Source organism: Reyranella sp. GW821-FHT14A01, from assembly GCF_058803965.1.
The window spans coordinates 150,572-174,927 of record NZ_JBXAPM010000004.1 but is presented as its reverse complement, the minus strand read 5'-3'; the positions used below and the strand labels follow the sequence as shown (position 1 = coordinate 174,927).

The 24,356-nt window shown below is 66.5% G+C and carries 29 protein-coding genes; 14 read left to right on the top strand and 15 right to left on the bottom strand.

Annotated features, from left to right (window positions below):
* From AC1ROX_RS09670 to AC1ROX_RS09660, 3 genes are all read left to right on the top strand, one after another.
* Window positions 1-622, top strand: a 622-nt coding sequence (locus AC1ROX_RS09670; RefSeq protein WP_493124820.1) for a calcium-binding protein, incomplete at its 5' end; no start/stop codon positions are given.
* Window positions 623-723: 101 nt separating this feature from the next.
* A complete protein-coding gene (locus AC1ROX_RS09665; protein WP_493124818.1) occupies window positions 724-1,191 on the top strand; it encodes a YybH family protein in 468 nt (155 codons plus the stop codon).
* Window positions 1,192-1,204: 13 nt separating this feature from the next.
* Window positions 1,205-1,669 (top strand): YybH family protein, encoded by a 465-nt coding sequence (locus AC1ROX_RS09660; protein ID WP_493124816.1) that lies wholly within the window; start codon window positions 1,205-1,207, stop codon window positions 1,667-1,669.
* Window positions 1,670-1,678: 9 nt separating this feature from the next.
* On the opposite strand, the gene AC1ROX_RS09655 is transcribed toward AC1ROX_RS09660, so the two are convergent.
* Both AC1ROX_RS09655 and AC1ROX_RS09650 read right to left on the bottom strand, forming a co-directional pair.
* Entirely contained in the window at window positions 1,679-2,641 is a 963-nt protein-coding gene (locus tag AC1ROX_RS09655; RefSeq protein ID WP_493124814.1) for a DUF2950 domain-containing protein, read from the bottom strand.
* Window positions 2,638-4,023: a DUF3300 domain-containing protein gene (locus AC1ROX_RS09650; RefSeq protein ID WP_493124812.1), complete on the bottom strand. Its 1,386-nt coding sequence runs from the start codon at window positions 4,021-4,023 to the stop codon at window positions 2,638-2,640. Before AC1ROX_RS09650 ends, AC1ROX_RS09655 begins: the two co-directional genes overlap by 4 nt.
* A 311-nt stretch (window positions 4,024-4,334) precedes the next feature.
* Between AC1ROX_RS09650 and AC1ROX_RS09645 the strand changes: the two genes are divergently transcribed.
* Together AC1ROX_RS09645 and AC1ROX_RS09640 are read left to right on the top strand one after the other, a co-directional pair.
* Entirely contained in the window at window positions 4,335-4,496 is a 162-nt protein-coding gene (locus AC1ROX_RS09645) for a hypothetical protein (protein ID WP_493124810.1), read from the top strand.
* A gap of 139 nt (window positions 4,497-4,635) precedes the next feature.
* The gene (locus tag AC1ROX_RS09640; protein WP_493124808.1) at window positions 4,636-5,088 is read left to right on the top strand and encodes a helix-turn-helix domain-containing protein; all 453 of its coding nucleotides are present in this window, start codon (window positions 4,636-4,638) and stop codon (window positions 5,086-5,088) included.
* 182 nt (window positions 5,089-5,270) lie between these two features.
* On the opposite strand, the gene AC1ROX_RS09635 is transcribed toward AC1ROX_RS09640, so the two are convergent.
* Together AC1ROX_RS09635 and AC1ROX_RS09630 are read right to left on the bottom strand one after the other, a co-directional pair.
* Complete coding sequence (locus tag AC1ROX_RS09635; protein WP_493124806.1) at window positions 5,271-5,678, bottom strand: terminase small subunit-like protein; 408 nt, start codon at window positions 5,676-5,678, stop codon at window positions 5,271-5,273.
* Entirely contained in the window at window positions 5,678-5,923 is a 246-nt protein-coding gene (locus tag AC1ROX_RS09630) for a hypothetical protein (protein WP_493124804.1), read from the bottom strand. The genes AC1ROX_RS09635 and AC1ROX_RS09630 overlap by 1 nt, the downstream gene beginning before the upstream one ends.
* Before the next feature lie 78 nt (window positions 5,924-6,001).
* On the opposite strand from AC1ROX_RS09630, the gene AC1ROX_RS09625 reads away from it, so the two are divergent.
* Window positions 6,002-6,598 carry a thermonuclease family protein gene (locus AC1ROX_RS09625; RefSeq protein ID WP_493124802.1) on the top strand — a complete coding sequence of 199 codons (597 nt, stop codon included), beginning with the start codon at window positions 6,002-6,004 and terminating at the stop codon, window positions 6,596-6,598.
* Window positions 6,599-6,624: 26 nt separating this feature from the next.
* On the opposite strand, the gene AC1ROX_RS09620 is transcribed toward AC1ROX_RS09625, so the two are convergent.
* Window positions 6,625-6,840, bottom strand: coding sequence for a hypothetical protein (locus AC1ROX_RS09620; protein ID WP_493124800.1), 216 nt, complete (start codon window positions 6,838-6,840; stop codon window positions 6,625-6,627).
* A gap of 95 nt (window positions 6,841-6,935) precedes the next feature.
* Between AC1ROX_RS09620 and AC1ROX_RS09615 the strand changes: the two genes are divergently transcribed.
* The 4 genes from AC1ROX_RS09615 to AC1ROX_RS09600 all read left to right on the top strand — a co-directional run bounded on the left by AC1ROX_RS09615 (window position 6,936) and on the right by AC1ROX_RS09600 (window position 10,096).
* Entirely contained in the window at window positions 6,936-7,685 is a 750-nt protein-coding gene (locus AC1ROX_RS09615) for a S24 family peptidase (RefSeq protein WP_493124798.1), read from the top strand.
* Window positions 7,686-7,861: 176 nt separating this feature from the next.
* Window positions 7,862-8,314 carry a hypothetical protein gene (locus AC1ROX_RS09610; protein WP_493124796.1) on the top strand — a complete coding sequence of 151 codons (453 nt, stop codon included), beginning with the start codon at window positions 7,862-7,864 and terminating at the stop codon, window positions 8,312-8,314.
* 152 nt (window positions 8,315-8,466) lie between these two features.
* Window positions 8,467-9,147 (top strand): hypothetical protein, encoded by a 681-nt coding sequence (locus tag AC1ROX_RS09605; RefSeq protein ID WP_493124794.1) that lies wholly within the window; start codon window positions 8,467-8,469, stop codon window positions 9,145-9,147.
* A complete protein-coding gene (locus tag AC1ROX_RS09600) occupies window positions 9,110-10,096 on the top strand; it encodes a M48 family metalloprotease (RefSeq protein WP_493124792.1) in 987 nt (328 codons plus the stop codon). Before AC1ROX_RS09605 ends, AC1ROX_RS09600 begins: the two co-directional genes overlap by 38 nt.
* Window positions 10,097-10,223: 127 nt before the next feature.
* On the opposite strand, the gene AC1ROX_RS09595 is transcribed toward AC1ROX_RS09600, so the two are convergent.
* Window positions 10,224-11,156 (bottom strand): DUF697 domain-containing protein, encoded by a 933-nt coding sequence (locus AC1ROX_RS09595; RefSeq protein WP_493124790.1) that lies wholly within the window; start codon window positions 11,154-11,156, stop codon window positions 10,224-10,226.
* A 10-nt stretch (window positions 11,157-11,166) separates the two neighbouring features.
* A complete protein-coding gene (locus AC1ROX_RS09590; protein ID WP_493124788.1) occupies window positions 11,167-12,582 on the bottom strand; it encodes a YcjX family protein in 1,416 nt (471 codons plus the stop codon).
* Between the two features lie 299 nt (window positions 12,583-12,881).
* Between AC1ROX_RS09590 and AC1ROX_RS09585 the strand changes: the two genes are divergently transcribed.
* The 4 genes from AC1ROX_RS09585 (at window position 12,882) to AC1ROX_RS09570 (ending at window position 16,128) form a co-directional block, all read left to right on the top strand.
* Entirely contained in the window at window positions 12,882-13,502 is a 621-nt protein-coding gene (locus tag AC1ROX_RS09585; protein WP_493124786.1) for a hypothetical protein, read from the top strand.
* A gap of 32 nt (window positions 13,503-13,534) precedes the next feature.
* Window positions 13,535-13,975, top strand: coding sequence for a hypothetical protein (locus tag AC1ROX_RS09580; RefSeq protein ID WP_493124784.1), 441 nt, complete (start codon window positions 13,535-13,537; stop codon window positions 13,973-13,975).
* Between the two features lie 69 nt (window positions 13,976-14,044).
* Window positions 14,045-15,211 carry an N-methyl-L-tryptophan oxidase gene (solA, locus tag AC1ROX_RS09575; RefSeq protein WP_493124782.1) on the top strand — a complete coding sequence of 389 codons (1,167 nt, stop codon included), beginning with the start codon at window positions 14,045-14,047 and terminating at the stop codon, window positions 15,209-15,211.
* 44 nt (window positions 15,212-15,255) lie between these two features.
* Window positions 15,256-16,128, top strand: coding sequence for a class I SAM-dependent methyltransferase (locus AC1ROX_RS09570; protein WP_493124780.1), 873 nt, complete (start codon window positions 15,256-15,258; stop codon window positions 16,126-16,128).
* Between the two features lie 12 nt (window positions 16,129-16,140).
* Here AC1ROX_RS09570 and AC1ROX_RS09565 read toward each other — a convergent pair whose 3' ends face one another.
* The 8 genes from AC1ROX_RS09565 to AC1ROX_RS09530 form a co-directional block, all read right to left on the bottom strand.
* A complete protein-coding gene (locus tag AC1ROX_RS09565) occupies window positions 16,141-16,920 on the bottom strand; it encodes an epoxyqueuosine reductase QueH (RefSeq protein WP_493124778.1) in 780 nt (259 codons plus the stop codon).
* A gap of 27 nt (window positions 16,921-16,947) precedes the next feature.
* A complete protein-coding gene (locus AC1ROX_RS09560) occupies window positions 16,948-17,958 on the bottom strand; it encodes a LacI family DNA-binding transcriptional regulator (protein ID WP_493124776.1) in 1,011 nt (336 codons plus the stop codon).
* Window positions 17,959-17,965: 7 nt separating this feature from the next.
* On the bottom strand, window positions 17,966-18,856 hold the full coding sequence (locus AC1ROX_RS09555; protein ID WP_493124774.1) for a hypothetical protein: 891 nt from the start codon (window positions 18,854-18,856) through the stop codon (window positions 17,966-17,968).
* 15 nt (window positions 18,857-18,871) lie between these two features.
* Window positions 18,872-20,077 carry an acyl-CoA dehydrogenase family protein gene (locus tag AC1ROX_RS09550; RefSeq protein ID WP_493124772.1) on the bottom strand — a complete coding sequence of 402 codons (1,206 nt, stop codon included), beginning with the start codon at window positions 20,075-20,077 and terminating at the stop codon, window positions 18,872-18,874.
* A 155-nt stretch (window positions 20,078-20,232) separates the two neighbouring features.
* Window positions 20,233-21,018, bottom strand: a complete 786-nt coding sequence (locus tag AC1ROX_RS09545; RefSeq protein WP_493124770.1) for an HpcH/HpaI aldolase family protein — start codon at window positions 21,016-21,018, stop codon at window positions 20,233-20,235.
* A gap of 25 nt (window positions 21,019-21,043) precedes the next feature.
* Window positions 21,044-22,006: a tripartite tricarboxylate transporter substrate binding protein gene (locus AC1ROX_RS09540; RefSeq protein ID WP_493124769.1), complete on the bottom strand. Its 963-nt coding sequence runs from the start codon at window positions 22,004-22,006 to the stop codon at window positions 21,044-21,046.
* A 188-nt stretch (window positions 22,007-22,194) separates the two neighbouring features.
* The gene (locus AC1ROX_RS09535; RefSeq protein ID WP_493124767.1) at window positions 22,195-23,166 is read right to left on the bottom strand and encodes a Gfo/Idh/MocA family protein; all 972 of its coding nucleotides are present in this window, start codon (window positions 23,164-23,166) and stop codon (window positions 22,195-22,197) included.
* Between the two features lie 132 nt (window positions 23,167-23,298).
* Window positions 23,299-24,240, bottom strand: coding sequence for a hydroxyacid dehydrogenase (locus AC1ROX_RS09530; protein WP_493124766.1), 942 nt, complete (start codon window positions 24,238-24,240; stop codon window positions 23,299-23,301).
* Window positions 24,241-24,356 lie beyond the last annotated feature (116 nt).

Here is a 24,356-nt window from a genome sequence, read left to right as displayed (position 1 = left end):
CGGCAACAACCTGCTCGACGGCGGCGCCGGCGCCGACAGAATGGTCGGCCGCGACGGCAACGACACCTATGTCGTCGACAATACCGGCGACACGGTGGTCGAGAAGAATGGCGAGGGTACCGATCTCGTGCAGAGTGCCGTGACCTTCAGCATCACGGACCAATACATCGAGCACCTGACCCTGACAGGGACCGGAAACATCGGCGGCACGGGCAACACGCTGGCCAATGTGCTGATCGGCAATACCGGCAACAACCTGCTCGATGGCGGCGCAAGGTCCGACCAGATGACGGGCGGCCTGGGCAACGACACTTTCGCATTCAGCACGGCGCTCGCATCGTCGAACATTGACACGATCACCGATTTCAACGTCGTGAACGACACGATCCAGCTCGGGAATGCGATCTTCACCACGCTCGTGGGAACCGGCCCCCTCACCGCCGACCAGTTCGTCGCCAATGCGAGCGGCACGGCGGCCGACGCCTCCGATCGCATCATCTACGAAACCGACACGGGCCGGCTCTTCTACGACAGCAACGGCAGCGCCGCGGGCGGCAGGGTCGAGTTCGCCCAGCTATCCGCCGGCCTCGCCCTGACCAACCAGGATTTCTTCGTCGTGTGATCCGGGGGCCTTTCCCGCGAAGGCGCGAGAAAGTGACAAAGATCAAGGTTGCCTGCCAAGGACGGGCGTAGGCTCCTCGCGCGCATAACGAGGAGGCGAACATGGATGCTTCGACAGCCACGTTAGCTTATGCGTTCGCGTCGCTTTGCGTCGCCGTTCCCCTTGCCGCTGCATCACTGGCCGACATGGAACTCAGGAAGAGCCTGGAGAAGGCCAACGCCTCGTACGGCGATGCCTTCAACAAGCAGGACGTGGCCGGTGTCGTCGCGCAGTACGCACCCGGTGCCGTCTTCGTCAACGCGACGGGGCCGAAGACGGATATCCCCGCCCATGTCGAGGATGTCTTCAAGCGAGGCCTCAACCATATGAGATCCAACGTCGAGCAGGCCTGGCCCCTGGGAACCGGTACGGCGCTCGCGACGGGCACATACCGGACCACCGGCAAGGACCCGGGCGGCGCTCCGCTCGAGGTCAAGGGCTACTGGACGGCAACCTATGTCCAGGAAGGCGGCAGCTGGAAAATCCGGATGCTGTCGGCCATCCCGCAGGCGGTGCCGCCGCGCGCATGACGAGGAGGCGAATATGGATACCAGGGCGACCAGATCCGCCTGCGCGTTCGCGTTGCTCTGCGTCGCCGGTGCGCTGTCCGTACCGGCATTTGCCGCCGATACGGAAATCAAGAGGCAGGTGGAGCAGAGCAATACCTCCTACATGGAGGCCTTCAACAGGAAGGACGTGGCCGGCGTCGTCGCGCACTATGCGAGCAACGCCGTCGTCGTCAATCCGACCGGGCTGAGGACGGATATCCCTCTGCTCATCGAGGGCTTGTTCAAGGCCGGCATGAATCGCCTGGAGGCCACGGTCAACCAGGCCTGGGCCGTGGGCTCCGACACCGCGCTCGGGATGGGCACGTTCCAGATCTCCGGGAAGGACCAGAACGGCGCTCCGCTCGTGGCCGCAGGCTACTGGACCGTGACCTATGTCCAGGAAGGCGGTCAGTGGAAGATCCGGATGTCGTCGATCATCCCGCAGCCGCCTGCGAAGTGAGCCGATGGGCTAAGGCGTCATGTCCGCCTTTTCCCAGCTCTTGTCGGGATTGAAGGCGTTGATCGCGGCGGCGCGCTGGGCGGTCTGTTCGCCGAGGTCCTTTTCGTAGACGTCGCTGTCGTTGCTGATCATGAAGGTCATGACGCCGGTCTCGCCATAGTGCACCGGCCAGGCGAGGACGGCGAAGCCGCCCCTCATGCGGTCGCGCACAAGGTAGTCGCGCGCGCCGCCCGGCGCATCGGGCCCCTGGCTGTAGAGCAGGCGGAAGCGGTAGCCGTAGTAGCCGTCGCGTTCGACGTCGCCCAGCTGCGCCTTGGCGAGCATCGGGCCGAGCGGACTGGGTGCCTCGCCCGGCTTGGTCTCCCAGTAGAGTCCGTTCTTCTGGCCCGGCGAACTCACGAGGCGGCGCGCATAGACCGGCACGCCGATCTTCATCGGATCGAGTGCCGCATAGTCGTGTTGCGCGTCGACGATCGCCAGCAGGGTCTGGATGACGGCGAGTTCGTTGCGCCCGATGAGGCGCGCCTCGAGCTCGATGCGGCCGGCATCGACGTCGTAGCGCCACACGTCGCCCTGCTTCACGATCGGGATGGGCGAGACCCAGCCCGTCGTGCCGGCGCCGACCAGCGCCTTGTCGGGCGTCTCCTGGATGATCTTGTGGCCCGCGTCCCAGGCCTTCAGGAAATTGTCCCGCAGCTCGTCGTCCTGCCAGTCGCTGCCGGGGATCAGCGTGTGCCAGTCGACGCCGAGGATGGCGGTGATGGCCTTGTCGTCCTGCTTGCGAATGGCATCGGTGAGCGCGTCGGCCGCCGCGTCGGGGGTCGGGAAGCCCTTCAGTTGCGGCGCCTGCTGAGCCTGGGATGGTGCCGGCACCGGCGGCGGCGCCTGCGCTTGTGTCTGTGCAACGGACGCGCCCAGCAGGCCCGCATACAATGCAAGTGCTGCGACGAGCCGGGAAACCAGTTTCATCATCGCCGACCTCCACCGCCACCACCACGCGCGCCGCCCCCGCCGCCGCCGCCACCACGTGCACCACCACCGCCGCCACCCGCGGGACGTCCGCCACCCCCACCACCGCCTGGGCGTGCGCCGCCGCCACCGCCGCGTGCCCCGCCACCGCCACCGGCGCGGGGACCGCCGCTGCGCTGCTGCTGAGCGCGGCCGCGCTGGGCTTCGCGATTGATCTGCCCGCCGCGGTTGACGCCGCCGATGGCGCCGCCCGGGCGCTGCCCGGCGCCCGCTCCGGGACGCTGCCCCGCTCCGGCGCCGGGACGCTGGGCCGGACGCTGGACGCCTCCAGCGCCCGCGCCCGGGCCACCGGGACGGTTGAGGCCGGCGCCACCGGCAGGCCTCTGGGCAGGATGCTCCAGCTGTCCGCGGAACTGTGCGCGCTGGTCCGCGCCCGGCCGGTTCTGGCCGAACTGCTGGCGCGTCGCCGGATCGCGATAGGCGACGCCGCGCCGGTGATCGACCTGGTGCTGCCAGCGGCCGCCGTCGCCGATGGTGTTGCGATTGAAGTTGCGGTCGATGTTCACGGCGCGATTGACGTTCACCGTGGTGTAGCTGCTGCCCCAGCCACCGCCGCCGTAGCCCCAGCGCCAGCCGCCGAACAGGGCGCCCGCCGCCGCGATGCCGGCGCCCCACATCAGACCGCGGAGCAGCGCGCCGCCCAGCGGCCAGTAGGTCGGCGGATAGGCCGGCTCGGACCAGGCGCCGTAGGCGGTGTTGGGATCGTAGCTCGGGACGTAGACGACCTGCGGACTGGACTGCGCGATGGCGTAGACGGTCTCGCTGCCCTGCGTCTCGGTCGACACCGTGTATTGCGGGCCGGCGCCGGTCTTCAGCGTGCCCGCGGCGGCGGCCTTGGCGCGCAGCCGCTGGATCGAGGCTGCGACATCGCCCTGCTGGCCGAGAAACGCGTCGCCCAGCTTCTGCGTCCAGTCGAGATGCTCGTTCATCTGCTTCAGGACCGACGGGAAGGCGACCAGCGACTTCACGCTGACGTCCCACCCCTTGTCGGCCACAGCGGTGACGGCGGCATCGCCCGTCGGGCCGGGATTGGCCTGCTGCCAGCGCGCGGCCTCGACGACTTCGAGCGGATAGGTCGCGGCCATCATCACCTGCGACAGCAGCGCGTCGTCATAGAGCGCGATCGGCGCCAGGATCTGGTCGAGCTCGGCCGGCGAGAAAAGCTTCCTCTCGGGTGTCGCGGACGCGGGTGTCGGCGTCGGTGCAGGCGACGGCGTGGGTGCAGGGGTGGGCGTCTGCGCCAGGGCGGCGGGCGACACCGCCACCGTCACCGCGGCCAACGACAAGAGGAGCAACTCCCGCCGGCCGCACGAATTCCGCTTCATGCTGTCCCCTCCCGTTCGACGGCCATCGTCTGCCACTCAGTGGCCCATGCATTGACATTGATCAAGGGGCGACGGGGAGAGGCGCCATACTCTCCGAAGAGGAACATGATGACCCAGCCGTGCCTCGCTTTGTCCTTCGCCGCGACGCTAGCAACCATCCTGGCCGCCCTCGCGACCGCTTCGTGCCACGATCAGCAGACGATCGAAGGCACCTCGTCGCGAACGATCAACGTGGCCGGCAAGCGCCTGAAGGCCAACCTCTCGCCCACCGGCACGCCGAACGAATTCGACCTGCTGATCGTGCGCGACGCGTGGTCATCGATCCCGACCCGGCCAGCGAACGTGCCCGCGGCGAGGAAGCCGCGGCCCGCGTCACCCGCGAGGTCTGCAAGGTCAGGAGCCTCAACCCGCAGATCGTCAGCGAGCGCCTCGTCAGCGAGATCAACTACTACGTCCGCTTCCGCTGCGTGTGAGGCGGCCTGTGCCGGGGGTGCGGGGGGCGCCGACTCCGTTTCGTTCGATTCGTCTGATTCGTTTATTTTGGATATTTCGAATATTTCGTTTATGGTCAGGACACCTACAAGCGTACCCGACAAGCCTACGGAGACAACCATGCCGAACGACGAATCACTTTCCGAACGCCTCCCGACGCCCGAGGAAGCCGACAAGGCCAGGAAGGCGGTCGCCCTCCTTGCAAGTCACAGCGACAAGCGCGGCGGCCTGTCGCTTCACGTCAGGAAGGGAGCCAAGAGCGCCGACGTCGAACTTCCACCGGCGATCAGCCGCCTCGTGCTCGATCTCCTGCAGTTCATCGGCAAGGGCGAAGGGGTCACGCTCGTGCCGGTCGGCGCGGAGCTTTCCACCCAGCAGGCGGCCGAGATGCTCGAAGTCTCCCGGCCCTTTCTTGTGAAGCTGATCGAGAACAAGGAGATCCCGCACCACAAGGTCGGCACCCATCGGCGCCTCCGGTCGGAAGACGTGTTCGCGTACAAGCAACGTCGCGACAGAACGCGCAACGACGCGTTGACCCGGCTCGCGCGGCTGGGACAGGAGATGGATGGCTGAAGGGGGCATGTCTCGGATCAGTCAATCCTGATGTTGACCAAGGACTTCGTGAAAAAAACTAAGTGGGACGAAGACGAGGCACAGCGCGCGGCAAACAACTCTTCGATCACGCGCAGCAGATATGGTCCGCTCCGTAATGCGGCGACCGGACCTACATTCTTAGCTCGGAGGAAACGCCAACCTCACCCCTCTCGCAACCGCAGCACCCGCTCCCGCCCCTTCTCGATCGCGTCACCGATTGACACTTCTGCGGCCGCCTCAGACACCGTTTTCTCGCCGTAGCGTTTCGGTGCGATCTTCGCGGTGAGCCATTTGATCGTGTCGATCTGGAGCCGGCAGACGGTCACGTTGGCCGCGTCGGCGTTGCGTGCGATGTGGATCGCCTCCTCGGCGAGCGCGTCGGCCTGCTGGTCGCGGGCGGCGGCGTACTGGCTGCGGAACGGGGCGTTCTCGCACTGCCAGCGGCGCACCGTGTCGCGGCTGGGCATGCGGGTCGGGCGGCAGATGTCGTACAGCAGTTCGCCGTCGGCCAGGCGGCGGCAGATTTCGGCGGCCAGGGTTTCGCTGAAGCCGGTGGGTCGCTCGGCCATCACGGGCTCTCCTTCTCGTACTTGCCCGCCACCTTCTTTCCCAGCCGCCGCCGGTTCACGCGCATCAGCATGATCGTCGCGGCACGCGATTGGCCGGGCGCGAGGTTCTCGGCGCGGCGGCGCTTGCGGATCACGTCGGGATGGCGGTCCATCGTCTCGGCGATCCGCGCATCGGTCTCGCCGGCGGCGACCAGCCTGCGCAGGCGCGCGGCATCGTCGGCGGTCCAGGGACGGCCACGGCTCATGGTGTGACTCCTTCCTCGATCGTTCGGATACGTGCCATCGGCCTTTACCTCGCCTCAAACGGACGCCACGTTCGGCGCATGAAAAAGATCGCCCTCGCTGTCGCACTGCTCGGGCTGCTCACCTCGGCTGCCCAGGCGCAGAACACGCCCAAGCCGCCTGCCGCCGCGCCCGCGACACCGGCTCCCGCAACGCCGGCCGCCGCACCTGCCAAGCCACAGGGCTGCGTCGCCACCGTCGGCGCGCTGCCGCAGACCTGGTCGGGCCAGGCCTTCGCCCTCGACGGCGAGACCCTGGGCGGCAGCGGACTCAAGACGCCGCTCCGCATCTGGGGCGTGCAGGCCCCGGCCTTGCGCGATGCGTCGCGCGTGGAAACCGTGCCCGGCATGCGCGCCCGCGCGACGCTCGAGGATCTGCTGGCGCGCGCCGACCACAAGGTGAAGTGCCGGATCGCGCGCTACGATTCGGAATGCCGGCTGGTGGCGCAATGCGCGCTCGACGAAGCCCAGCCGATCGATCTCGGCGGCGCGCTGCTGGCTTCGGGCGTCGCCTACGGCCACGAGCTCGACGAGCCACTGTCGTGGGAGCCGCGCGCCGCCCAGCGCTACGCCGATGCCGAGTTCGAGGCCCGCAAGGCGCGCAAGGGCACCTGGGCTCACTGGCTCGGCGAGAAGTAAGGCTCCGTCTTCCCGGCGAAGGGCCGTCACGCCGATGCGGCCTCCAGCGCCGCATCGACGATCGACTCGATCTCGCGTTCGGGATAGCCCAGTTCGCGGGCGCGGTCGGCCAGCATGTCGCGCGTCGCCATCCGCGCGGCACGGGGCGAATAACCACCCTCGCGTTCGAAGCCCAGGCAGTCGGCCGCGTCCTCGACGAGCCAGGGATGAAGGGCGGAAGCGGAGAGGTTGGGAGCGGCCATGACCGGAAGAGTATCCGGATAATAATCCGACTTCAAGACGGATTCCGGAAAATAAGCCGCTCGGAATCCATTCCGGAAAATGCCAGACTGACGGCATGGCCTTCGACGCCAACCAACGCCGCCAGGCCCTGCGCGCCTTCATGGCCGGGGCCGGCCTCAACGTCGCCCAGTGGGAATCCCTCTCCGGGCTGGGCGACGGCACCTTGCGCAAGTTCCTCGACGACCCGACCGGCGCCAAGACGCTGACCGACAAGACCTATGCGAAGCTGGCCAGCGGCGCTGCCCAGAAGATCGGCCGCCCGGTGAGCGTCGCCGAGCTGCAAGGCGCGCTGCCTCTCGATGCGGCCCAGGCCCTGTCGATCGGCGACATCGCCGGCAACGTCGCCCCCGCCTTCGACGCGCCCGGCCGGCCGATGCTCGGCCACATGGCCAACGACGTGCCGCTCTATGGCACGGCGATGGGCGGCGACGGCAACGGCGAGTTCGAGATGAACGGCACGGTGATCGACCATGTCGCCCGCCCGCCGGGCATCCATGGCCGCGGCGACGTGTTCGCGCTGAACGTGGTGGGCGATTCGATGTGGCCGTGGCGCAAGCCCAACAGCCTGATCTATGTCGAGCGCGACCGCGCCCCCAGCGTCAACGACCATGTCGTGGTCGAGTTCAGGCCGATCGCCGGCTCGAGCGTGCGCCAGACCGTGGTGAAGCTGCTGGTCGGCATCTCGGTGAAGACCCTCAAGCTCGCGCAGTACCGCCCGGCCAAGGAATTCGACGTCGACCGCAAGACGGTCTTCCGCGTCTATCGGGTGCTCGAATGGGATGAACTCATGAAAGGTGGCAGGTAGCCCCGGAGCGCACCCCTTCCTGTCATCCTGAGCGCAGCGAAGGATCTCACGCCCGCCACGGAGTCCTCTGACCGCTATGTGAGGTCCTTCGCTGCGCTCAGGAAGACCCGAGTGTAATCCGGATTTATTTCCGGAACACGGTTGAAAAATCCAGCCCCAGATCCGATACTCGGATCATGCCCGACAGTCTCGCCGTCCGCCCGAATGAGACCGTCGCCGACCTGATCCGCCGCCACCGCCGTCCCCTCCCCGCGCCCGCAATCGATATCGAGAACTTCCGCGCCTGGGCCGTCGCCGTCTGCACCGCCGAAATCAACCACCGCAGCCGCGACTTTCAGCGGGTCGAACGCGCCCTCGGCCTCACCTTCGACCGCTGGCTCGAACCCGACTGCGAACAACTCGGCCAGTTCCCCCAAGAAGCCCACGCCGCCGCCGCGCTTGTCTGGCTCTCCCATCTCCAGACCCACGAGAGCGAGAAGCGCATGCCGTGGTCGGGCGTGCCGTTCCGGAGCTGGTGCGAGTCCGATCGCGCCCAATGGTTCACGAAGCGCCGCACCCTGTGGTCTGGCTTCGTGAGACAAACCGAGTGCTATCGAGCAGCGGGGCGGACTTTGAAGGCAACGACATAACCGATAATATGGTTTGAGCCCTGAAACGCCGACCTGCGGTGTCAGCTCCTCGCTCATCCTTTACACAATCAACTAGAAATTACTTGATTACGTTCTATCGATAGGCGCATGTTTCTTTCTATCTATGGTTGCTCTCCGTGTAAGGATGTCCCGTGTCAATATTGATCAGGGCCTTTACCGGCCTGCCCTTCCTGTTCGTTTCATTTGCCGCCGCGGCCCAATCGCCAGAAACGTTGAATTACGTATTCATGGCTAGGGCATTTGAGCGCATTCTAATTGTAGCCGTCGCCGGGTGTTCACTATTCCTTGGCTTCCGGCTCTTTCAGATTACTGCGGAGAACACAGGTCAAATGCTCGCCAAAGGCGGCAGTTGGACCTTCAAGATGGCGCAAGTAGGCCCGGGTGTATTCTTCGCTCTGTTCGGCGCAGCAGTTATGGCAATTGCGCTCTTCCAAGGCCCACAGTCTGGTTCCGTCATCGGCTCGCCCCCGATTACAGGTGTGAGCTTTCGAGGGGTAATCGCCGATTCACCCTCCGCCATGACGCCACGAGAATCAGTACAAGCCTTCAACACTTTAAGCTTACTCGCAGACGACCCCGCCATTACCGATCAACAGAGACAACTCGCCAAGAGAGCATTGTCAGCACTAGAACCCGTTAAACGGGTTCTAGTGGATGAAGTTCTTGGCGCCAATAGCTACAACGAATGGCGAATTCTCAACGATCGACGCACGATAGATCCCAGTGGTTTCCAACAGGAACTCCAACGAGACCAAGCCAAAGGGAGGCGTTTCAATGCAACAGATCAATTACTTTCAGACGGCCTCAAATAGGCTCCTACGCATAACCGGATTCGCCTGGTTTGGCGTGATTGCACTGATTTCAATGTACTTGCCGGCAGAGTTGGCTGCGCAAACATCTCTAAGCCCTCAATGGTATCAGCAACACACCAAAGTCGTTCTCGATAATGCCAGAAAGCACATCGAACCGACCCTTCCTCCCGCTGAACGTAGTATTGCCCAAGCTATCGAGTACAGAGTTACCGCCAGCCCCGGCATTGGCGCATTTGCAGCATACGAAGGTAATAGAAGGCTGATCGTGATTCATGCCGGAACAATCCAGTCAATGGATTGGATGTTCGATGCAATTTGGATGGAGAACGAGCTCAATTTATCAGGCTGCTTCAAGGAATACGCCCGATACTACTATTCCGGACTTCAGAATAACCAGAGGGCTGTTGCCTCTGGGCTTTCTCCAAGCCCAGTTGCAACACCTCTTACATTTGCGCAACGACAGGGTGGCGCCTGCTCTGGTGCTAGCCCCCAGCGCATGATGTCCTCGCCTGAGTATGGAAGGCAAAAAGCTGGGGCTATCGAAGCAAGCATCATGTTTCTTTATCTGCATGAACTCGGCCATCACGTTCTGCGACACACAGACGGCAAGAGAACATCTGATGTGGCCGGACTAGCTATGAGTCGCACACAAGAGGACGACGCGGATAGCTATGCCGTTCGAACCGCCCTCGGGGCACGATACTCACTTACCGCCGCAATGCCGTGGCATGCTTTCATGGCTCTCGTCGGAGGCAATTCAATAGAAGCTGAACAGAAATCAAGCCATCCGCTTGGTATCGCCCGAGCGTTGAATATTTATCGACAAACCATGGAATATTATAGGAGGAATCCGCAGCAGTGGAACAGGCCGTCCACCTACGATGCGGCCATGCAGCAGATGGAGGAGACTCTTGAGAAACTGGAAAGCGAGATAGAGACACTTAAATAGCCAAGTGCGAAGTACACTTCGTCGGCATTCCAGACCTTGGCACTTCAAGTCGAATTAGCAAATTCGGCAAATGAAATAAGTGCAATATAGTCGATTTGCGCGTCGCTACTGGGACCACATGTAAGCATCACCTCACCAACGGCAACGGCCTGATCTCCGCCTTCGCCAGCACGCCCAGCGCGAAGATGCGGCGGGCGACGACCAGCGCTTCGCCGGCGGTGCCGACGACCGCGGCGGCGAGACGGTCATGCGTGGCCCTCATGGCATACTCCACGACCGTGCTCATGACGGCGGTCGAGGAGGCCGAGAACAGGACGTGGGAGATGATGCGCCAGACGGCGCGCGCGCTGTGGCGCAGGCCGTAGATCTGCATCAGGTCCTTCACCAGCGCGACGCCGACGCCCAGCACGACCAGCGCATCGAGTGCCGGATGCGGACAGGCCGCGACGCCGAGGCTGGCGCGGATTGCGGCGCGCTGGATGCGCTCGTCGGCCGCGCGGTCCATGGGCACGAAGATCTCGCGGTTCAGGAGATCGATCACGTCGGCGTCGGTGTGCTGCGGCTGCAGCGCGGCGGAGACGGCGTCGAGCTTGCCCAGCACCTCGGGATTGCCGCCGTACAGGCCCTTGAGCGCACCGACCACGCGACCGCCGCTGCCGACGCCGCCCAACCGGCTGAGATGCTCGGCCAGCGCGCGCGCCTTCTCGGCCGACTTGAGGCGCGTGTAGGCACGGGCCTGCCCGGCCAGGAGCCAGAGCGTCGAGCCCAGAAGTGCGACGAGGACGGCAAACTGCGCGAGGTCGAGCACGCTGCCTTGTTCGATCGCGCTCCGAAGCAGCGAGATGGCGCCGTCGACGATCACCAGCAGCAGCAGGAGAGCTGCCGAACCGAGGGCCAGCTTGGCCGGCCAGCGGATCGCCGGCGGGCGCGCCGCCGCCTCCGGCAACGGCTCGTCGATCGCCGGCGCATCGGCGGCTGGCAGCTCGCCCGGTCGGAATTCCATGTCGACGAGTCGTTGGGGCCGGTTGGGGGGCTTGTCGGTGGATGTGGTCATGCTCATGGCGGCGTGCTCACGCGAGGAGGAACTGGAGGACCTTGTCGAGATTGATGTGAGGCAGCGGCCTGTCCCTGAAAAAGGGTCCGAGCCGCGGCGGCTCGAAGCGCCTGATGTGGAAGGCCACCTCGTCCCACTGGTCCACGGCGGGAATGGTACCCGGGATCACGCCGGGCTGGATGTCGAGGACCTCGTCGCGGCCCGCCGGGATGCCGCGCAGGAAGGGCATGGCGAGATCGTTCACCTTGAGCTTGAGGTCGGTCGTCGCCCGCACCGAGGCCACGGCCATCAGCCCCGACCGGCGCGCGGTCGCGAGCAGGAACGGCTCGCCGATCATGTCGCGCAGCAGGTTGACCAGGTTGGCATGCTGGTCGGCGGTGACGTGGTCGGCCTTGGCCGCGACCACGGCCAGCCGGTCGACCTTCGGGATCGGCAGCATCCGGAGAAGCGGGTGCGTGAGCTCGTCGAAGGCATCGCTGATGCTGCGGATCGCGAGCCCCAGATCGGCGAAGGATTCACGTCCCTGCTGCAGCGCGGAGAGGAGATCGACCAGCAGCACCTGCTTGCCGAGGCGGCCGAAGACGTCGCCGTGGAACTGCCGGACCAGCTTCAGGTAGTCGGCATGGCGCCGGAGCAGCGCGGCGCCCATCGTGCCACGCTTCGCCGATCGCACGGTCGAGAGCGGGAAGAACAGCGTGGCGGGATCGATTGCTTGGTCGGCCAGCGCAAAGCGGCCCGGCTGGACGAAGCAGAGGCTGCGCTCCTGCCGGCAGCGCAGAAGATAGTCGCGGTAGAGGCTCGCGATCCGCGCCAGCTCGACCGGGTTCTCCGGCGCATTCGGATCGATCGAGCGCACGGCGTCGAGCCACGGCTTCGCCAGGTCCGCGCGCCCGGCACTGTTGGCCAGTTCCTCCATCTGCAGCGACCATTCGCGAAACGACTGGGTCAGCATCGGCAGGTCGAGAAGCCATTCGCCGGGATAGTCGATGAGATCGAGGTCGGTCGTCGCCGTGGACGAGAGCGCCGACCGCAGCAGGCCGAGGTCGCCATGACGGATACGCACGCGCAGGCCGCTGAGGCCGGTCGTCGGCGCGGGCCAGGCGGGCCGCTCGGACAGGAGCTGGGCCAGCCGCTCCTCGAAGGGAAAGCGCGGGATGCCCGGGATCTCCAGCAGCTCCACCTGTTGAACGTGCTCACGCCAGGGAAAGAACGGGAAGGACGCCATCGGCGCACGCGCCGCCGTGAGAAGCGCATGCGCGAACGCCGTGATGAACACGGTCTTGCCCGATCTCTGCAGACCGGTGACGGCGATCCGGTGCCGCCGCTGCCCCAGGGGCGACGCGTCGAGCGCGGCCGCAAGGCTCTCGAGCGTGCCGCCGGCAACGGTCTTCCAAAAAGAAAGAGGATTCAGCAGGTCAGGCCCACGAAGCATGCTTGCGGATTTGGGGACCGTCCGAGTCCGAAGTAAGGCAGCGCGGAGGCGCGGGAAAGCGAAAGGTCCCTCACTTCGTTCGGGATGACAATATTGTTGGGATCTGCGCAGTACGCCGATGCAGAAAACGCTGTCATCCCGAGCGGAGTGAGGGACCTTTCATTCCCCGGCAAATGTCCCTGCCCTCAACGCGGGCAGCCCATATTTAGCGGCTTTTCAGGTCCCCCAGCCCCCACATTCCGTGGCTTGTTGTTCTTGTTTTGTTCCGATACGAGTCCGTCTCAGCAAGGAGGTGCTGGATGACCGGACTGACGCTTTACGACGCTGCTCCCGTTCGTGCCCCCGGCCCTGCGCGCGTCGCCCTTTCCTGGCCCAAGCGCCACGACACATCGGCCGAGATCGAGCAGGCCTTCCCGCATGCCACGCAGGTGATCCGGCGCGGCCTCTGGATGGTCTACGAGCAGACCGAAGTGAACGCGACGCTGAACCGGCTGGGCGAGCATCGCAGCGCCTCGTTCAACGGCATCGGCACCTTCCGCTTCACGCAGCCCGAGCCCGCCGCCGCCTTCGCCGAATATGCATTCGACAAGCAGCTGCACCGCCTCAAGGCCAACAGCACCCGCGGCGCCACGCGCGAGGAAGTGGCGCTGGAATGGGAGCGCCGGGCCGCCGAGCGCGAGGAGATCCTCGCCTGGGGCCGCACCACGGGCATGACCCGCCAGGTGGTCGCGCATTATCGCGCCGAGCGGCATGTCGGCGCCTGGTCCTGGCCCGCGCATCTTGCCGCCGCCCGGTTGATCGAAAAGGCCCATCCGACCATCGCCGATCCCAATCATTACGCCGGCGTGATGATCGAATGGGCGGAGCGGGAACACAGGTCGTGGTTCTGGCGTTGCTGCCGCGGCCTGCACCATCTCTAAGTCTTGTAAGTTTCGCGTTGCAAGGAGACCCCATGTCCATCGTCCTCACTCCGCTCGACACGCGCGAAACGCTCGAGATGGAAGCCGGCCTGATCCTGCGCGCTTTCGAGCTGGCGGCCGACCAGCCCTATGGATTCACCCAGGAGGACCTGGAGTGGGTCGAGGCCTACTGGGTGCACCAAGCGGCCAGCTTCTCGTCGCTGGGCTGCGTGGTCAGCCTGACCGACGGGCGCCGCTTCCACCTTGCCTATGTCGGCGGTCTCGAGCCCGAGGACGAGCCCGAAGACACGCTGCCTGAATCGGTGACGGTCACGCAGTTGATGACGACAGAGCCGCTTCCCCGTTCGAGCCCGACATCTGGCCGCGCTTCGCTCTGGACCTACGATGTGGCCGAGCTGAACGCCCATCTCGGCCTGCCCCTCATCCCCGCCGCCCCCGCACCCGTGATCCTGCCGCTGCCGGCGCGACACTAGCCCCCGCACTCTCTATCCTGCCCAGCGATGGGTCAGCACGGGCAGTGCAGGTGTGAGCGGGGTTTCATCATGGCGAAACACGACGTCATCGTCCTCGGGCTGGGCGCGATGGGTGCGGCTGCGACCTACCAACTGGCGAAGCGCGGTGTCGACGTCGTGGGGATCGACCAGTACGCGCCGCCGCACCGGCTGGGATCGAGCCATGGCGAGAGCCGCATCACGCGGATCGCCTGTGCCGAGGGCGCGCACTTCACGCCCTTCGCCCGGCGCTCGCACGAGATCTGGCGCGAACTCGAGGCCGAGCTCGACGTCTCCCTGCTCACGCAGAACGGCATGCTGATGATCGGAGCACCGGGCGAACACAGGGAGGCGCACGGCACGACGAATTTCCTGACGGCGACGATCGATGCCGCCGACGCCTGGGGCCTCCCGTACGAGAGGCTCGATGCGGCACGGCTGCGGCAGCGTTTCCCGGCCTTCGCCATCCGGGAGGGCGACCAGGGCTACCACGATGCGGTGAGCGGCTTCGTCCGTCCCGAGGCCTGCATCGCGGCCCAGCTCACGCAGGCCCGCAACCTCGGCGCGCAGCTGCATCTCGATGAGAAGGCCATCGAGATCGGCCAGGAGGGAAGCGACGCCGTCGTCGTCACCGACAAGGGCACCTGGCGCGCCCGCCAGCTCATCGTCGCGGCGGGTGCCTACCTGCCGGCGCTGCTCGGCGCGCACGCGCTGAACACGCACTTCAAGGTGACGCGGCAGGTCCTCTTCTGGTTCAAGGCAAAGAACGAGACCGCGCATCGCCAGTTCGCGCCGGACCGGTGCCCCATCTTCATCTGGCAGCTCCAGGGCCAGATGGTCTTCTACGGCTTCCCCGCCCTCGGCGGCCTGTCCGAGGGGATGAAGATCGCGACCGAATACGATGCGCCGACCACTGCGCAGGACGTCGATCGCACGGTGAGTCCGCAGGAGATCCGGCACATGGTCGAGAATTTCGTGAAGCCGGCCTTCCCCGGCCTGTCGGACGAGTGCGTCCGGACCGAGGTCTGCCTCTACACCGAGGTCAAGGGCGCGCGCTTCCTCATCGACCGCCATCCCGACCACGACCGCATCATCATCGCCTCGCCCTGCTCCGGCCACGGCTTCAAGCACTCCGCCGCCCTCGGCGAACTCCTGTCGCGCATGGCGCTGGGCGAATGCGGCACGCTGCCTGAATTCAGGTTCGACTACACCTCATAGGAGTCGCTTGCGCCCGGCCCGTCGGTTAGCCACAAGCTCACCCCATGGCAAAGCACCCGTCCCAATCCCGCGAACGCCCGGACGTCATCGCCGCACAGAAAGTGCTGGCCGAAGTGTGGCCGGGCACAGCGCAGGCGAGTTCGGTGACCTTGCTGAAGGCGCTGCACGTGCTGACGCGCGACGGCGGGCTGAACCTCGACACACGGCGCAAGCTGAAGCAGGTGCTGCATCTGGTGCAGCTGCTGCGGCCGCCGCTCGACGCGCTGCTCGCGGAGGGAGGCGACCCCGTGATCGCCGATCTCGGCACCGGCAAGTCCTACCTGGGCTTCATCCTCTACGACCTGGTCGTCGGACCCGCCGGCCGCGGCTCGATCGTGGGCGTGGACGTGCGCGCCGAGCTGGTCGAGCGCTCGCAGCAGCTCGCGCGCGCGTGCGGCTTCGACCGCATGTCGTTCGTCGCCGGCGGCATCGCCGACACGATGCTGCCGGGTGGCCGCGCCGACATGGCGACGGCGCTGCACGCCTGTGACACCGCGACCGATGACGCGATCCGCTTCGCGCTGCGCCACAAGGCCAAGATCGTGGCGCTGATCCCCTGCTGCCAGGCCGAGGTCGCGTCGCTGCTGGAGGGTGCGAAGCCCACGCCGATCGACCAGCTGTGGCGGCATCCGATGCACCGCCGCGAGTTCGGCGCGCACGCCACCAACGTGCTGCGCGCTTTGGTGCTCGAGGCGCAGGGCTACAAGGTGAGGGTGACGGAGTTCACCGGCCTCGAACATTCGCTGAAGAACGAGCTGATCCTCGCGACGCGCCACCAGCAGGCCAACCCGCTGGCCCGCCGCAAGCTCGACCAGCTGGTGGAACAGCTCGGCGTCCGCCCCGGCCTGCTCGACGTGATGGACGCGCCTGCCGGCTGACGAAGCCGCCGCCTACTCTTCCGGCTTGTCCGCCGTCTCCGGCGCCTTGCCGTAGTAAAGCTCGCCGAGGCGGATGCGTTCGCGGCCGTTGGCGACGCGATGCTCGTTGGTGTCGCGCAGCGAGTAGACGCAGCCGCAATATTCCTGCTGGTAGAAATTCTCGCGCTTGCTGATCTCGATCATGCGGGCCGAGCCGCCGCCCTTGCGCCAGTTGTATTCCCAGTAGCTGAGGCCGGGATATTTCGAGGCCGCGCGTACGCCGCTCTCGTTGATCTGCTGCATGTTCTTCCAGCGCGAGATGCCGAGCGAGCTGGTGATCACCGGGAAGCCATGCTCGTGCGCGTAGAGCGCGGTGCGCTCGAAGCGCATGTCGAAGCACATGGTGCAGCGCACGCCGCGCTCGGGCTCCATCTCCATGCCCTTGGCGCGCGCGAACCAGTTGTCGCGGTCGTAATCGGCATCGATGAAGGCGATCCCGTGCTTCTCGGCAAAGCGGACGTTCTCGCTCTTGCGCAGCTCGTATTCCTTCAGCGGATGGATGTTCGGATTGTAAAAGAAGATCGTGTAGTCGATCCCCGACGCCTGCATCGCCTCCATCACCTCGCCCGAGCAGGGCGCGCAGCACGAATGCAGCAGCACCTTGTCGTGGCCGCCCGGCAGCGGGATCGGCTTGCGTTCGCCGCTCGGGGGCTCGCCCCCAGGCTGGTTTTTGGACTGCTTGGCCATGATGCGCCCGGCATACTCCAGCGCCAGCCGGCGTGGCAAGACCGCACCGGCTGCATCTATTGTCATCCCGAGCGCAGCGAGGGACCTTTATCTTCAGGCGATCGACCGCGTAGAGCCCCAGTCGACCAGCGCTACCGGCAGCTCGATCCGCGGCACGGCGCCGTCGCGGGCGGCGTCGGCGGTGCGCAGTTTCTGCAGCAGGTACTCCGTGCCGACGCGGCCGATCTCCTCGATGGGAAGCCAGACGCTGGTGATGTCGGGGGTCACCGAGGCGCTGCAGCCGACCACGGAAAGATCGGCGGGGATGCGGAGACCCGCCTTGTGGATTCCGGCCAGCATGCCGTCGCTGAGCTGCGTGTGGGGGGCGAAGAAGGCGGTGGGCCGGCGCGCCTTGGGCAGCGCCATCAGGCTCTCGACGATGGTCTTGGCGCTCTGGCGGTTGGGCAGGTCGCCGATCATCAGCTCGTCGATCGGCTTGATGCCCAGTTCCTTCAGGGCCGCCCGGAACCCCTCCTCGCGGCCCAGCATGTTGTGCGTCGGCGGGCCGGTCAGCAGCGCGATGCGGCGATGGCCGAGCTTGCCGAGATGGTTGCCGCCCAGCCAGCCGGTCTGGAAATCGTTGGAGCCGACCCACGGATCGCTCTCCGCCTTGCGCGAGCGGTTGAGCAGCACATAGGGCAGCTTGCGCTCGCGCAGCCATTCGATGGCGGGGTCGGTCTCCTGCGCGGTGGCGATCAGCAGCCCGTCGACATGGCCCTCGGCCAGGGTCTCGACGATGTGGCGGAAACGGGCGCTGCTCTCCTCGGTGTTGCACAGGATCACATCGTAGCCCGCCGCCGAGGCCGTGCGCTCCACCGACCGGAAGAGATGCGCATAGAAGGGATTGATGATGTCGGGGTTCAGCATCGCCAGGATGCGCGTGCGCCGCGTCCTGAGCGAACGCGCCATGCGGTTGGGGCTGTAATTGTTCTCGGCCGCGATGGCCACGATCTTCGCGCGCTTCTCGGCCGAGATGCGCGCCGACGGATCGCCGTTCAGCACGCGCGACACCAGCGAGACGTCGACGCCGACCTCGCGCGCGATCTTGTCGAGGGTTATCGCCACGCCGCTCCTACCAGTTGGCGCTGTCCGCCCAGGCAAGGTCGGGCATCCGCGTCTCGTAGCCGTTCACGAATTCGCGGTTGGACTGGTAGGGGTTGCGGTTGACCAGCGGCCGGCCCTGGAGCGGGTGCGTGAGGCTCCTCACCTCATGCTCGATCCGGAACAGCGCACGACCGTCGGCGGGATCGACGATGTCGAGGAAGCGGTATTGCCACTGGTTGCTTTCCTGGCTGACCAGGCCACGCTCCTCGAGGCGGCGGTGCGGGCCCGAGAAATCCGCGAGATAGATCTGGATGTGGTGGTTGTCGTAGGGCGGCTGCGGTGCGTCGGTCTCGCGGAAGCGGAGCTTCTGGTCGCGGCCGACGGACACTTCCGCGGCCGGCGCGTCCTCGAACGCGGTCACGCGCGTCTTCACGTCGAAGATCTCGCGATAGAAGCGCGCGATGCCCTCGGCCGTGCCGACCGGCACGTCGAAGGTGATGTAGGGCATGGCGAGCTGGTTGCGGCCGAATTCCGGCGCGGGCTCGTGGATGCGCAGCCGGTTGCCCCAAGGGCAGGTGACGGCGAGATGGTCGTCCGCCTCCTCCACCGCGAAGCGCGTGTTGGAAAGTTCGTTGCGCACCGACTCCAGCCGCTTCTTCACGTAGGGCCGGTCGGGAATGACGAGCCCTGTGGTGCCGCGCAGCACCTGGGCCGGGCCGGTGGCCAGGTGGAACTGGCTGCGTCCGACATTGACCCACATATTGTCGGTGCTGGTCATCAGGAAGGGATCGCGCGTGAGGCCGAGGCCGGTCACGTAGAACAGGGTGGCGAGCCGCTGGTCGGGCACCCAGGTGTTTACATGCTCGAGATGGACGATGTTGCTGACGTCTTCCTGCTGCCGGTCGAACTTCGCGCTCATCGCCTTCTCCCTTCCTCAGACGAACATCAGGTCCGTTTCCTGGCCCAGCAGATGTTTCCCGATCTGCTCGAAATGCGCCAGCCTGCCCTGCAGGTGCTGCGACACCGAATAGGCGTCGCGGAAGCGGCGCTCGAACGGCTCGTTCTCGAAGATCGCATTGGCGCCGGCGGCGCGATAGAGCGTCTCGACCACCTCGGTGCCGCGATGGATGGCGTTGGTGCCGGCGGCGCGGATGGTCATGCGGTCGCCGGTCGTCATCGCCCCGGTCGCGCGGATGCCGTCCTGCACCTCGCGCAGCGACTGCAGCAGGAAGGTGCGCGCCGCCCGAAGCGCGGTGTCGGCGAGCGCCAGCTGCATCTGCACCACGGGCTGGTCGCGCAGCGCGTTCTTCGCCCCGCGCGGGGTCTTGTCCCGCGCGATGTGGATGAAGGTGTCGAGCATGCCGCGCGCATTGCCGAGTGCGATCGAGCCGAAGCCCGCGGCGTAGAGCGCGCTGCCGCTGAAGCGGTAGACCGGCGCCGGATCGCTGGGCTGCGACACGATCCAGTCGGTGATGGTCGGGCACGACATCGCCTCGGCCACGAACAGGTCGGTCACGGTGTAGGTGTCGCTGCCGGTGCCCTTGAGGCCCATGACCCGCCACACATCGTCGAACTTCACCTGGTGCCGCGGAAACAGCATCGTGCGCTCGATCTGCTTGCCGTTGGGCCCGAGCTTAGGGTTGCCCGCCGCGTCGAACACGCCGCAATGGCCGCCGATATGCGTCGCGTGGCGCGAACCGCTGGCGAACTGCCAGGTGCCGGTGACGCGATAGCCACCTTCACACTCCTGCGCGCGCGCCTTGGCGCCCGCACCCCAGGCCAGCATGCCCTCGGCCGGGCCGTAGAGTTCCCTGGCGGCGAACGGCGTCATGAAGGCCGCGCCCGCCGAGCAGACCGAGGTCTGGTTCACGGTCCAGGCGGTGCTGGCATCGGCCGCGGCGATCGCCTCGACGACGGCGGCGAACCGGTCGGGATCGAGCGCCTGGCCGCCCAGCGCGCGCGGCAGCAGCAGCCGCAGCAGGCCGGCCTCCTGCAGCGCTTCCATGACATGCGCCGCGATCTGGCCGGTGAGTTCCGCCTCGGCCGCACCCGCCTCGATCACCGGCGCAAGACGACGCGCGCGCTCGACATAGTCGATGTCCTCGGCTGGGGAGATGGTCGCCAGGGTCGCCGTGGTCATGTCGTTCCTCCTCGGGATGGTCGAAGCGTAGCCGATCCACCCTCTTTGATCAAACGTTTGATCAAAGGTCCCTCGCTACGCTCGGGATGACACACGGGGTGGTGACGCCACACCCATTGTCATCCCGAGCGTAAGCGAGGGACCTTTCGCTTTCCTTATTTCCCCGCCGCCTCGATCATCTCGCGGCGCGCCTTGGCGCCGTCCATGACGAACGAGACGTCCGCGCCGCCCAGCAGGAACTGGATGCCGTGCTTCAGGAACTTCTCGATCAACTCCCTGGAATAGACGCCGCCCATGCCGAAGAACTTGCCCTTCGCGCGGCACGCGGCGCCGACCTTTTCGTAGGCCGCCATGATGTCGGCATGGCCGGGATTGCCGACGATGCCGAAGTCCGCCGAGAGGTCCGACGTGCCGATCATCAGCGCGTCGACGCCCTCGACCGCGGCGATGGCGGCGGCGTTGTCGACGGCGGTGCGCGTCTCGATCATCACGATGGTCAGCGTCTCGGCGTTGAGCTGGGCCAGCGACTCCGGATCGGCGCTGCGCTTGAACTCGGCCTGGGCCAGCGGGCTGGTGAGGGAGCGTGTGCCCATCGGCGGATACTTGGTGGCGGCGGCGGCAAGCTTCGCCTGCTCGGGCGTGTCGACATGCGGGAAGACGATGCCCTGGGCGCCGGCATCGAGCAGGCGCGCGGCCTGGTAGAACTGATCCATGCCGACACGGGCGATCGGCGTCACGCCGGTGGCCAGCGCCGTCACCGACATCTGGCCGGCCAGGTCCTCGCTCAGGGTCGAGTGCTCGAGGTCGAGGAACATCCATTCGAAGCCCGCGAACTTCGCGATCTCGGCGGCATCGACGCTGCGCCAGCGGTTGACGTTGAAACTCGCGCAAGTCTTGCCGCTCTTCATCGCGGCCTTCATGACGTTCTGGCGGATGGCCATGTCTGTGTTCCTTCTCGTTAGTGACTCAGTTCTCGTTCCAGGGCGTCTCTTTCCAGACCTTCTGGTAGTAAGTGTCGAGACCCTGCAGCAGCGCGCCGAACTGGGCGGGATCCATGTAGCGGACCGGAGCATAGGCGGCAGCGGCCTTCTGCACGAATTCGGGATCGTTGACGGCCTTGCCGATCGCGGCGACCAGCCTGGAGCGCACGTCGGCCGGCAGCCCTTTGGGCGCGGCGAGCGCGCGGGCCGAGGAGGCCTCGACGCCGTAGCCCAGCTCCTTGAGCGTCGGCACGTCGGGGAACAGCGGATTGCGCGTCGCCGTCATCTGCGCGATCACGCGCAGCGGCGAGCCGGAATCGATGAAGGCCTTCACCTCGCCCGCCGCCAGCGCGCCCATGTTGATGTGCCCGCCAGAAAGCGCGCCGCGGATGCCGGCGGTGCCGGGGAACGGCACCTGGTTGAAGCTGAGGTTGCCGATCTTCTGCAGCGAGAGGATGGCGATGTTGCTGTACGAGCCGATGCCCGTGGTGCCGATGCTGACGCCGCCGGGATTGGCCTTGGCCGCCTTGACGAGATCGGCCCAGTCCTTGATCGGGCTGTCGGCCGGCACGACGAAGGTGCCGGGATCGTCGACGATGTTGCCGAGAAGGTCGTAGCTCTGCCACGTCACCCGCGCCTTGCGCTGCAGCGGGATGGTGACGATGTTCGGCGTGGTGATGATGCCCATCGTGTAGCCGTCGGGCGCCGCCTCTGCGATCACGTTGAACCCGACCTCGCCGCCCGCGCCCGGCCGGTTGGACACGACCAGCCGCGCAGTGCCGCCGAGATGCTTCTCGATCAGCGGCGCCAGCAGGCGCGCGGAGATGTCGGCGCCGCCGCCCGGCGGATAGGGCACGACCACGTTGATCGGCTTGTCGGGGAACTGCGCAGAAGCGCTGCCGGCAAAAAGCAACGTCGCGGCAGCGGCCGCGAGCCAGTGAAGGCGCATTGTTCTTCCTCCCGTCCTTTATTCGTTGGCGGGAGAATTGGACACGGCAGCGCCTAGGTCAATCCTTTGATCATTGGGGGTTTCGCCGGGCGGTGCCGATGCCAAAGGTCCCTCGCTGCGCTCGGGATGACAATGGTTGGCGAACCCAAACCCCGTGTCATCCCGAGCGTAGCGAGGGACCTTTACTGTTAGACCTGCTCCGTCTTCCCGCTCTTCACCGACCGGCAGATCGCGTCGAAGGCCGCGACCGTCGCCACCATGTCGGCATCGCCGATCGGATAGGGCCGCACGCCCTCTACCGCATCGGCGAAGGCGTCGAGTTCGAGGCGCAAGGTATCGACGCCCGGAAATGTCTGCCGCGTCGCCGGGGCGCCGTCGGGATGGTGGACGACCAAAGTGTCCTCCTGCAGCAGCTCGGCCGAGCGCGTCGAGCCGAACAAATGCGAGCGCCAGTAGCGCGGCGTGGCGCGTACGCAGGAGAGCGTGCCGGTCACGTCGTTCTCGAAGCGCAGCAGGATCGACAGCGTATCGAGCGGGCCGGGCGCGGGCTTGCGCGAGACAAGCTGCGCGTGCGCGGAACGGACCGGCCCTAGCAGCGACACGAAGGCGTCGAGCACGTGGATGCCGGTGCCGGTCATGCCGCCGGCCGGCGATTCCTCGGCGTCGGAGCGCCAGGGCGCGAAGGCCGAGGAGGAGTTCTGGTTGCTGAAATGCCCCTCGACATGCAGCAGCTCGCCCAGCTCCCCCGCCTTCACCATGCGCTGCATCTCGATCAGGCCCGGCAGGAAGCGCCGGTTATGGCCGACCGCCAGCAACGTCCCCGCCTTGCGCGCCGCACCGACGGCGGCCACGGCATCGGCGGCGGTCAAGGTCAGCGGCTTCTCGCAGAAGACCGGCTTGCCAGCCGCCGCCACCTGCTCGATCTCGGCGCGGTGCAGCGAATGCGGCGTCGCCAGCACGATCGCCTCGACGGCCGGGTTCTTCAGCATCTCGGCCAGCGAGGACGAGAGGCCGAGCCCGTAGCGGGCCGCGATCTCCTGCTTCGACGCGGGGTCGCGCGCGACGGAGTGGACGAAGCGGATGCGGTCGCTGATCCCGTGCACCGACTTGATGAGCGTGACGCCCCACCAGCCCAGCCCGACGATGCCGACGTTGATCATGCGTATCCTCCCCTTATCGCATTACCCGGCGTCCCGAGCGGAGCGAAGCGTAGTCGAGGGACCTCTTTTCGCCTCGACACGCCGTGCGTCGGAAAAGAGGTCCCTCGACTTCGCTCGGGACGACGGAAACTCTTACCCCACCACACAGCGCGCCGGCGGCGCCTTGCCGTCGAGCACATAAAAGATGTTCTCGACCGCCTGCACGGCGACCCGCTCCATCGACTGCCGCGTCGAGCCGCCGACATGCGGCGTGAAGATCACGTTCTTCTGCTTCCACAGCGGATGGTCGGCGTCGGGCGGCTCGACGACGAAGGTGTCGAGCGCGGCGCCGGCGAGATGGCCGCTCTCCAGCGCCGCCACCAGCGCCACGTCGTCGACCAGCGGCCCGCGGCCGGCATTTACCAGGAACGTGCCCTTGCGCATGCGGGCGAGCGCCGCCGCATCGATCATGCGGTCGGTCTCCTTCGTCAGCGGACAATGCAGGGTGACGATGTCCGCCCAGCCCAGCAGCTCGTTGAACTCATGGAAGCGGCCGACGCCCTCGGGGATCGCCTCAGGCGCGAGGTAGGGATCGTAGATCCTGATGTCGAGATCGAAGGGCCGGCAGAGCGCGACCAGCGAGGAGCCGACGGCGCCGCAGCCGACGACGCCGAGCTTCGAGCCCGAGAGCTCGCGGCCCATGAAGGCGGACTGCGCCCAGGTGCCCTCACGCAGCGCCACATCGAGCGGCCGCACGTAGCGCAGCAGCGAGATCATCATCGAGAGCGCCAGCTCGGCGACCGAGCGGGCATTGGCGCCGTGCGCCCGCAGCACGGCGATGCCGCGCGCCTTGGCCGCCGCGACGTCGATATTGTCGTAGCCGACGCCGTGCTTGGAGACGACCTTCAGGTCGGGCGCCGCGTCGTAGACCGCCGGCGTGATCCTCGTGGAGCGCGCCAGGATCGCATGCGTCGGCGCCTCGGAGACGGCGGCGATCATCTCGGCCTCGGAAGCGTGTGTCGGCAGCGTCCGCACCTCGGCCCCCCGCTCCTCGAGCAACGCCAGCGCCGCCGGCGCCAGCACGTCAGAATTCACGATGATCCGCGGCCCGTTCCTCATAGAGGCACCCTCTCCAAGCGCAATGACAAGGGGGAGGTGTTTAGCGGGATTGAGGGATGAGAGCGAGAGGCTCAACGGCCAGAGTCAGCGCG